This is a genomic window from Litorivivens sp. (genome assembly GCF_041625495.1).
In the GTDB taxonomy this organism is placed as follows: domain Bacteria; phylum Pseudomonadota; class Gammaproteobacteria; order Pseudomonadales; family Spongiibacteraceae; genus Litorivivens.
In genome coordinates, this window is sequence record NZ_JBFJTH010000158.1 from 1 (window position 1) to 8,696 (window position 8,696).

6 protein-coding genes are annotated in these 8,696 nt (G+C 55.0%); 1 reads left to right on the top strand and 5 read right to left on the bottom strand.

The features are described 5' to 3' along the window. Positions 1–192: 192 nt before the first annotated feature. Complete coding sequence (locus ABYP39_RS15185) at positions 193–2,589, top strand: RND family transporter (protein WP_372783373.1); 2,397 nt, start codon at positions 193–195, stop codon at positions 2,587–2,589. 72 nt (positions 2,590–2,661) lie between these two features. Here ABYP39_RS15185 and ABYP39_RS15190 read toward each other — a convergent pair whose 3' ends face one another. The 5 genes from ABYP39_RS15190 to ABYP39_RS15210 all read right to left on the bottom strand — a co-directional run. Further along, entirely contained in the window at positions 2,662–3,924 is a 1,263-nt protein-coding gene (locus tag ABYP39_RS15190; protein ID WP_372783375.1) for a cytochrome P450, read from the bottom strand. Positions 3,925–3,948: 24 nt separating this feature from the next. Next, the gene (locus ABYP39_RS15195; RefSeq protein WP_372783377.1) at positions 3,949–4,866 is read right to left on the bottom strand and encodes an SDR family NAD(P)-dependent oxidoreductase; all 918 of its coding nucleotides are present in this window, start codon (positions 4,864–4,866) and stop codon (positions 3,949–3,951) included. After that, a complete protein-coding gene (locus ABYP39_RS15200; RefSeq protein ID WP_372758722.1) occupies positions 4,866–5,735 on the bottom strand; it encodes an SDR family oxidoreductase in 870 nt (289 codons plus the stop codon). The genes ABYP39_RS15195 and ABYP39_RS15200 overlap by 1 nt, the downstream gene beginning before the upstream one ends. Continuing rightward, the gene (locus ABYP39_RS15205) at positions 5,732–8,110 is read right to left on the bottom strand and encodes a membrane-bound PQQ-dependent dehydrogenase, glucose/quinate/shikimate family (protein WP_372783379.1); all 2,379 of its coding nucleotides are present in this window, start codon (positions 8,108–8,110) and stop codon (positions 5,732–5,734) included. The genes ABYP39_RS15200 and ABYP39_RS15205 overlap by 4 nt, the downstream gene beginning before the upstream one ends. 5 nt (positions 8,111–8,115) lie before the next feature. After that, positions 8,116–8,696 (bottom strand): CbbQ/NirQ/NorQ C-terminal domain-containing protein (locus ABYP39_RS15210; RefSeq protein WP_372783381.1); only part of this gene is annotated, 581 nt, incomplete at its 5' end.

The following is an 8,696-nucleotide window of genomic DNA, read 5'->3' on the forward strand; positions in this document are numbered from 1 at the left end:
ATGCGCGCTTGAAAAAGGGCGCCAGTGGCGGCATGAAAACCGCGCCGGCGGAACAGGTGGGGGCGATGGTTGAGGCTTATCTGTACGAAGCTCAGCGGAGTTTACCGCAATAGCAGTGTCTGCGGTTTTGTCCGCAAAGCGTGCGTTTCAATCACCTCACCGCCTCAAATAAAAACAACAACAGAGAATGCCATGTCCAACAAACTCGTAGACCGAACTGATCGGGCCTTTGAATCGCTCGCTGCCTGGGCCATCAATCACCGGGCCATTGTTGCTATCTTCTGTCTGATACTGCTCGGCGGCGGCCTGTACTTTTCCAGCAAGGTAGTAAGTGACAACAGCCTGGATGCTTATTTCGATCGCAGCGACTCTAGCTACAAAGCCTATATTGAATACCTTGACGAATTCCTCTCGGACGAAGTGGGCTACATTCTCTACCGCGTACCCGATTCACCGCACGGCCCATTTGATCTCGAGGCCATGAGAAAAATCCAGCTTCTCACCGAAAGGCTGGAAAGCGACGTGCCTTTTGTACGCGATGTGACCAGTCTGACCAGTACGGAATTTATTCGCGCTGACGAGGACACCATTAACGTTGGCAAACTGATGCGCAGAGTGCCACCTACTCAAGAAGAGCTTCTTGCTCTGCGCGATCTGGTGATGAGCCGACCGCTCTATGTGGATTATCTGATCGATAAAACTGGTCAGTACGCGGCCATTATTCTGGAAATGGACAAGAGCAGCGTTGATCTGCTTGACGATATTATCTACGACCCGGAGAAAGGCACGGCGCTGGATAATCTCTATCCGCAGGTTAGCGATGCAGCGATTCGCACGATTATTGCCAGTCCGGAGTTTGATGGTATCGAGTTTTTCCAGACCGGTGATGTGGCCATGAACGCGGCCTACAACAATGTATTTATGCAGGATTCTTCGGTCGGTATCCCATTGACATTTTTACTGCTGGCGGTGTTTTCGCTGATACTATTCCGGGCCAGTTTGCTGGGGTTGCTCGGTCCGCTGGCCGTGGTCATTTTAAGCGTGGTGTTGGTCGCGGGTTTTATGGGCTTGTTCGGCTGGGTGTTGGGTATGTTTTTTGGCATTGTGCCCACCCTGATATCCGGAGTGGGGGTGGCCCAGTCGGTGCATATCATTCTGGAATACCAGCGTCGGCTTGCACAGGGGAACAGTCGCGCTGACGCCGTACAGGGCGCCATTGGCAAAGTTGGCGGTGCCTGTCTGATGGCGGCGATCACAACAGCCATGGGCTTTCTGGTGATGTCGGTGTCTGAGTTGAAAGCCCTGAGTGAAATGGCGATCTATGCAGCCATTGGCGTGATGTGCACGTTTGTTTTATCCACCACCTTATTGGTGGTTTTTCTGGGCAGCGGTAAAACAAAAAAGGCCACCGGAAAGGCCTATGTACAGCCTTTTGTGCTGAAAGCGGTGGACTGGTGCGCGGCGGTTTCGGTGCGTTACCCGCGCCGGCTGGTAGCCATTGGCGCCTTTGTTCTCGGCGCAAGTGTGGTGGGTACAACCCTGCTGAAAGTGGATTTCAATTTTCTTGAAGAATTCAAACCTCATGTGGAGTGGCGCAAACATACCGAGATAGTAGAGCAGGTGATGGGGGGCGTGCTGAGTGTGGTATACATTTTCGACACCCAGCGCGCTGACGGCATTAAAGATCCGGAGTTTCTGAAAGCCATCGAAGCGCTTCAGGAATTCAGCGAGGCTCAGCCCTTTGTGCAAAATTCTTTCTCAGTGGCGGATTTGCAAAAGGATATCAATCGCAGTTTTCACGGTGACAACCCGGAGTTCTATCGGCTGGCCGATGACCAGCAGCTCATCTCGCAATACTTTTTCGTGTATGAGCTGTCGGGTGGCAAGGAAGTCTATGACTTCGTTTCTCACGATTACGCAAAGGCGGTGGTCGAACTGCGTGTGAAAATGACCGATTCGCGCAACTTGAAAAAGCTGTTGTCGGATATTGATAACTATCTGGAACAGAACCCGGTGCCGGGGGCTGCGGTTAAAAAGACCGGCGTCGGCCTGATGTGGGTCAAGATGGCCGAGTACATTAGCCACACGCAGATCGTTGGTTACAGCCTGATCTTTCTGGGCGTTGCCGTCATCCTCTGTGTTGCTTTTGGATCCATTAAAGTTGGTATGTTGTCGATGATTCCCAATATCGCACCGGTGCTGGTGGTGATGGGCGTCATGGGCTGGCTGGACATGCATCTGGATTACGTCAAGCTGCTGCTGGCCACCATCGCCATTGGCATAGCGGTGGATGACACCATTCACTTAATGATCAACCTGCGGCGGCAGTTTTTGAAAACCGGCAACTATGCGCAGGCGGTTGACCTGGCGTTGAAAGATGTGGGGCCAGCCCTGATGATTACCACCATTATTCTGATAGGCGCATTTTCCTGCTACCTGTTGTCGAGCATGGCGATCATCTCCAGCTTTGGTCTGTTGCTGTCTGCGGCAATTCTGGTGGCTTTGCTTGCGGACCTGCTGTTTATGCCGGCGCTGGTGTTGTTGACCAAGCCGTTTGGGCCGGAGCCGGGCGTCGATTCGCCGAGATGATTTCGCGGGCTGGCCCGCTCCCACTGTCCTTACAGAACGCAAATGTGGGAGTGAACCGCCTCGCGAACTGACCTACCAAACCAGATTCAGTGAATCGACACCCACAATAAAGCCGGCGTGAAATTGCGGTGGCTTGCTCGGGTCAATCCGGAAGGTCGGAACCTTCTTGAGCAGTTCTTCATAGAGAATGCGCAGTTCCACCTTCGCCAGATAGGCGCCCAGGCAGTAGTGGGGGCCGCTGTTAAAGCTGATATGTTCCTTTTTGTTGGGACGGTCGATGTCCACTTTTTCCGGGTTTTCAAACTTCGTGGGATCGAGGTTGGCACCGTGCAGGAACATATAGATCACGTCATTCTTTTTGAAATTCACCCCGTGCAATTCAGTTGAGGTCAGTGCCCTGCGCGGCGGCGTGGCAATGGCATAGCGACGCAGAATTTCGTCGATAGCGTCGTCAATCCGGTCAGGGTTATCCCGCAATTGCTGCTGCAATTCCTGATCAATGGCGAGATGATGTACGCCAAAACCGATGCCTTGTACCACGGTGTCGAGTCCACCGAGAAACAGGGTGACTGCAAGGTTTTCGATGTCATGCAGTTCAATGGGTTTGCCGTTGATTTCCGTTTGCCAAAGCTTGCTGATCAGGTCGTCTTTTGGGTTGTTTTTGCGATCTATTAACGTGTCTCTCAGTACATCCACGATGCCGAGCAAGGTCGTAAGCTTTACGAGATTGCTGGTAACTTCGGTAGTGCCCTGCATATGTTCTTTCAGTAATGCCCGGTATTCCGGTAGATTTTCGAGGGGTAAACCAAATATTTGTAGAAACAGTTGTACCGGCAAGGGCTCAGCAACTGTACTGATAAACTCGCATTGGCCTTTGTCGGCAATGGTATCGAGCAAGCCCTGCGCCGACTGTCGGAATCCCTCTTCCAGTTGTCGAATATTTTTGGGGGAGAAGACGGACGTCAGCGGTCGCCGGTACTGGGAATGTAGCGGTGGGTCGACCAGCAGCGGAAAGGGCATGGGAATGCGGGGTGTCTTTATGCCAATGTTGGCGAGAAATTTTTGTATTTTGGCAATCGCATGCATCCAGCTATGAGGAACCACCTCATTGGAAAACACTTTCGGGGTGCTGCCAATCTCGAAGGTGGCGTCAAAGCCCTGAGTAACCCAATGGCCGCCATTGCAGGGGGTCCAGAAAATCGGTGGCGCCTGCTCGGTCAGATCCTTGACCCGTTTGAAGGGGTTGCGCTGGTATTCCTCGTCCAGAAACATATCAAATTCGTAAACCAATTCCGTCGGTACATGGCGTGGTTTGCGTGCGCGTCGGTTAGCCATCGTAATGCTTCCTCTGTATGGGGCTCAGCGTTCCAGAATGCTCTGGTCGCCGGTTGAAGGTGAAAATATGTCGTGTTCGCGGCGAAACAGCCGCGCCCAAATGTTTTCCTGCCCTTGCAGCGATATCAGTCGCTGTAGCAAGGGCATGGCAGCCGTGCCGGGCCCGATGAGGTAGAGCGGGCGGAAGCGTTTTTTTGTAATGATTTTTCGGTACACGATCTCGGTAAAGTACTCTGGCGTGTAGGCACTGACACGAGTATTGCGTTTCATTAGCTCATCCGCGTCGATAAATTTATGCCGATACTGGCTGCGCAGTGATTCCGGAATGGCTTGCCATTGCTCAGCGCCCTTGTGCTCATTGTCGGTCATGGGTGTGGCAATTGAGCCGGGATCGAGAGTGGTAACCTGGACCTCAAAGGGGGCCATTTCCAGTCGTAGGTGTGCACTGGCGGTTTTGAATGCCTGTTTGGAAACGGTATACGCTGCCGCCATTGGAAAGGTCATCAGGGTGGAGGACGAGGCCACGTTAATTACGCGACCTTTGCCGCCGGCGGGGTAGTGCCCGTGCCGTAGCAATGGCATGCAGGCGCGGATTACCCGTAGCGGCCCGTAGAGGTTTATGTCCATCGCCTGCAGATAGGCGTTTAGATCTGCGGCTTCCACGACACCACCGCTGGTAAAACAGCCTGCATTGTTGATCAGCAGATCCAGACGGTTACCGGTAGCCTGTGCTATCAGGTTTGCCGCCTTGTGTACTAGCTCAGTTGACGCAATGTCGCACTGGATTGGTCTCACTGCTGGGTGTTTATACCAGCTGGCGGATTCGGGCGGTGAGGAGCGGTAGCCCGCAAAAACCTGCCAGCCACTGTTTGCCAATTTGCTGACCAGCCCCGCTCCAATACCCGTGGCCGCGCCGGTGATGAAAACCGATGGTGTGCTCATCAGCCAACCTGTGCCTGAAGCGCGGGTTTAGTCAGCGGTGTTGCGCCGGTTAACTGGCAGCTTTTCTCGTAGAGTGTCTGGCTTAGCCGGGCATTGCGCAGACGGGGGCTTTTTGGCAGTGGTCCCTGAGCTGATACAAATTCTCCGGAACGGTCTTTCCAGTTTTCCGCCAGTGCCATTTCAAGAGTGAAGTTAGCTGAGGTCTCGGGTGATACCAACACCCGGCGCCAGAAGAAATAGATGGCCTTGGGAATGTTGCGGAAAAAGTCGGAATCAACAAACCCGGGATGAACCGCATTGCTAACGATATTGGCGGGTAAGCGCTGAGCCAACTCCTGACTGAAAAGCACATTGGCAAGTTTGGATTGGCCGTAGGCCGTTACACCCATCAGATAGGGGCTGCGGTCGCGAAAGTTTTTCTCGTTGATATTTCCCCATAGATGGCCGAGGGAAGACAGGTGAACAATGCGGGCATCCGGGGAGCGAGACAGCACGGGGATCAGCAAGTGAGTCAGCAGAAAGTGTCCCAGATAATTCACCCCGAACTGCATTTCAAAACCTTCAGTGGTGTGTTCCAGCGTCGACGGCATCATGCCAGCGTTATTGATCAGAGCATCAATGTGATCAAATTCCTGTTCAATGCTGGCGGCAAACTGGCGGATGCTGTCAAAGGACGACAGGTCGAGAATTCGCACCAGCACGTCAGCGCCAGGAACGGCATCCACAATCGTCTGGCGAGCCGCATCGGCCTTGCTCTGGTTGCGACAGGCCATAATCACGCGCTGGCCTTCTTTCGCAGCCTGCAGGGCAGTGGTATAGCCGATGCCGGCGTTGCTGCCCGTGATGATAAGAGTTTTTTGTTCGCTCATTGTGTTAGCTCTTGTTGATTATGCGAAGGTACAGGAAGTGCGTAGGCAATGACCGCGTCGCTTTTGCCGGACAGCATGGCGGTATGACCGCCGGCAGCGATCACCACAAACTGGCGTTGGCTTTTGTCGGACCAGTAAGTCATGGGAGTGGCGTGCCCGCCGGCCGGCAGGCGGGCCTGCCACACTTTTTCTCCGGTGCGGTTATCGAAAGCGCGAATCATTTTTTCCTGAGTGGCGGCAATAAAGGTCAGGCCGCTGGCAGTGGTCAGCGAGCCGCCGAGATTGGGTACACCGATAGGCAGTGGCAAGAAACTGCGTAATAACAGTGGCCCGCTGTCGCGTGAGGTTCCCAGTGGTTTCTGCCAGAGCAGGCGACCGCTGCTCAGATCCACGGCGCTCATCAGCCCGTAAGGGGGTTGCTGACAAGGCGTAGCGAAGAAGGAAAGAAAGGGTTTGATTAAGGCGGCGTAGGGAGTTCCGGTTTGTGAGGCATAAAGCCCCACGCTTTTGCCGCCGTCCGCAGTAATCGGGGTGACGCCTTTTTCATCTGCGACCGCGCGCTCGACCAGCCGGTTGTACATCATCACATGGGTAGAGTTGACCAGCATCAGTTGACGTGCCGGATCAATGCTAACGCTGCCCCAGTTGATGCCGCCGAGAAAGCCCGGCCAGGTAATGGTCGGTTGCTCCACGCCGATGGGTGTCATCGTGCCTTCGTAGCGGGCCTGAAGGAATTTCACACGGCAATAGGCGTGATCCAGCGGCGTGACACCCCACATGGTTTTCTCGCTTGGCTCCACGCCTTCAAAGGAGGGCAGTCCCGTGGAGTAGGGTTGGGTGGGAGCAATCCAGTCACCGGGCAGGGCGCCTTGGGGAACGGGCAGTTCTTTCACTTCCGTCAACGGCGCGCCGTTCGTTCGGTCGAGGAAAAAGATTTCGCCTCGTTTGGTCGGTTGCAGCAGCCCTTTGCGGCCGTCGGGCAGATCAATCAATACTGGTTGGGAGGCAACATCGTAATCCCAGAGATCGTGGTGGGTGGTCTGAAATACCCACACGTCTTCGCCGGTCTCGGCATTCAAGGCGACGACTGCGCTGGAATAAGTATCGTCAAAGGCGCTGCGATGGCCACCATAATAGTCGGGCGTTGCGTTGCCGGTGGGTACATAGACCAGCCCGAGTTCTTCGTCGGCGCTCATCACACTCCAGCTATTGGGTGTGCCTCGGGTGAAAAATTCCCCCTCGGGCGGCAGGCTGTGAAAATCCGGCTTGCCGATATCAAAGGCCCAGCTGAATTCACCAGTTACCGCGTCGAAGGCGCGAATGACGCCGGAAGGCTCCTCGGTGTGCTGGCCGTCTAGTACCCAGCCACCCAGTACCAGTCTGCCGCGTATCACGGCGGGTGGCGACGTGACGTAGTAATAGCCTTTGACGACTTCACCCATCCCTTGCAACAGGTCGACGACGCCGTTGCGACCGAAGTTGGTGCAGGGCTTGCCGCTATCGGCATCAACGGCGATCAGCCGAGCATCCAGCGTGGCGGTGTAGATCCGGTGCGAGCAGAACCCCCTGGCTTCCGGCACGGCATAGTAACTGACACCGCGACAGGTTTTTGTGGCCACGTTGCGGGCATCGAGACCCGATTCATGGCGCCAGATTTCACGTCCGGTTTCGGCGTCCAATGCGATAATGTCGTTATAGCCCGTGCACAGATAGAGGCGATCCCCAATGGCCAATGGCGTGGCTTCGATGGTGAGAATGCCTTCGAATATGCTGGCAGGTTCATAGCCTCGCGTGCCGGCGTGATAAGTCCATGCCGGCTCCAGTTTGCCAATATTTTCCGGCGTAATTTGGACTAAGGGTGAAAAGCGCGAACCGGCTTGGGTATTGCCGTAGTGGTGCCATTTGCCGTCGCGGGGATTGACGGGGGCGCTGTAGTCGATGTTTGCTTCGGGATGACGCCTCGGTGTATCCAGATAAAAGATCACGGCAACCGTAAGCACTAAAGAGAGCGACAACGTGGGCCAGAAAATGCCTGCGCCGGAAAAGCCGGGATTCAGCCCCAGATAGCTGCGGTAATGCGGAGCTAGCATCCACAACCCCAGCACAGTAAAGAAGGCCAGTCGCCCGGTCAGCGCCCAGCCATTGAGGCCGGATTCCCACAGCGCCCATATCAGTGTAGCGGCGTAAAAGACCGTATAAAGACCGAGCACTTTGGTCTGTCGTCGACGCGTCAGCCAGGCCACTGAAGCACATATCAGCCCGGCGGCGAGGTAATACGGTGAACCACCAAGCAGGATCAGCTGCACGCCAAACCACAGTAGTACAGCGCTGCACAGCCAGAACAAGCCGGTAAAAAGCTTGATGCGCAGTGGCATGGGGTTTACTCCGTCAAGTAGGCTTCAATCATTTTGTTGAGGCCAGCGGTTACTTGCGGATCGTCACTCAAGGGTGCAGCAATAGCGTAACGCGCCGCTTCGCGCAGGCTCAGGCCTTCGGTCGTCAAACGGGCAGCGGCGATCAGCACGCGAGTGGAGGCGACTTCTCGCAAACCGCCGGTTTCCAATCGGCGAATCGCTTGGGCCAGTGTGATCAATTGCTCGGCCGTATCCGCGGTGACACCGGATTCCTGAATTAGAATGGTTTGCTCGGTTTCAGGCGCGGGGTAATCAAACTCAATGGCCACCATGCGCTGGCGGGTCGAGTCTTTGAGGTCTTTCAGGATGCTCTGGTAGCCGGGGTTATAGGAAACGACGAGACAAAAGCCGGGTGCTGCATCCAGCGTAATACCGAGGCGTTCGATTGGCAGTTGACGGCGATGATCGGAAAGGGGGTGAAGCACAACGGTCGTATCTTTGCGAGCCTCGACCACTTCATCCATATAACAGATAGCGCCTTCTCTAACTGCGCGAGTCAGCGGCCCATCGACCCACTGGGTTTCGCCGCCTTTTAACAGAAAGCGAC

What these genes read in the sequence shown, in the direction of transcription:
- ABYP39_RS15185 (WP_372783373.1), top strand. Translation starts at nt 193, where the DNA reads ATGTCCAACAAACTCGTAGACCGAACTGATCGGGCCTTTGAATCGCTC.
- ABYP39_RS15190 (WP_372783375.1), bottom strand. Translation starts at nt 3,924, where the DNA reads ATGGCTAACCGACGCGCACGCAAACCACGCCATGTACCGACGGAATTG.
- ABYP39_RS15195 (WP_372783377.1), bottom strand. Translation starts at nt 4,866, where the DNA reads ATGAGCACACCATCGGTTTTCATCACCGGCGCGGCCACGGGTATTGGA.
- ABYP39_RS15200 (WP_372758722.1), bottom strand. Translation starts at nt 5,735, where the DNA reads ATGAGCGAACAAAAAACTCTTATCATCACGGGCAGCAACGCCGGCATC.
- ABYP39_RS15205 (WP_372783379.1), bottom strand. Translation starts at nt 8,110, where the DNA reads ATGCCACTGCGCATCAAGCTTTTTACCGGCTTGTTCTGGCTGTGCAGC.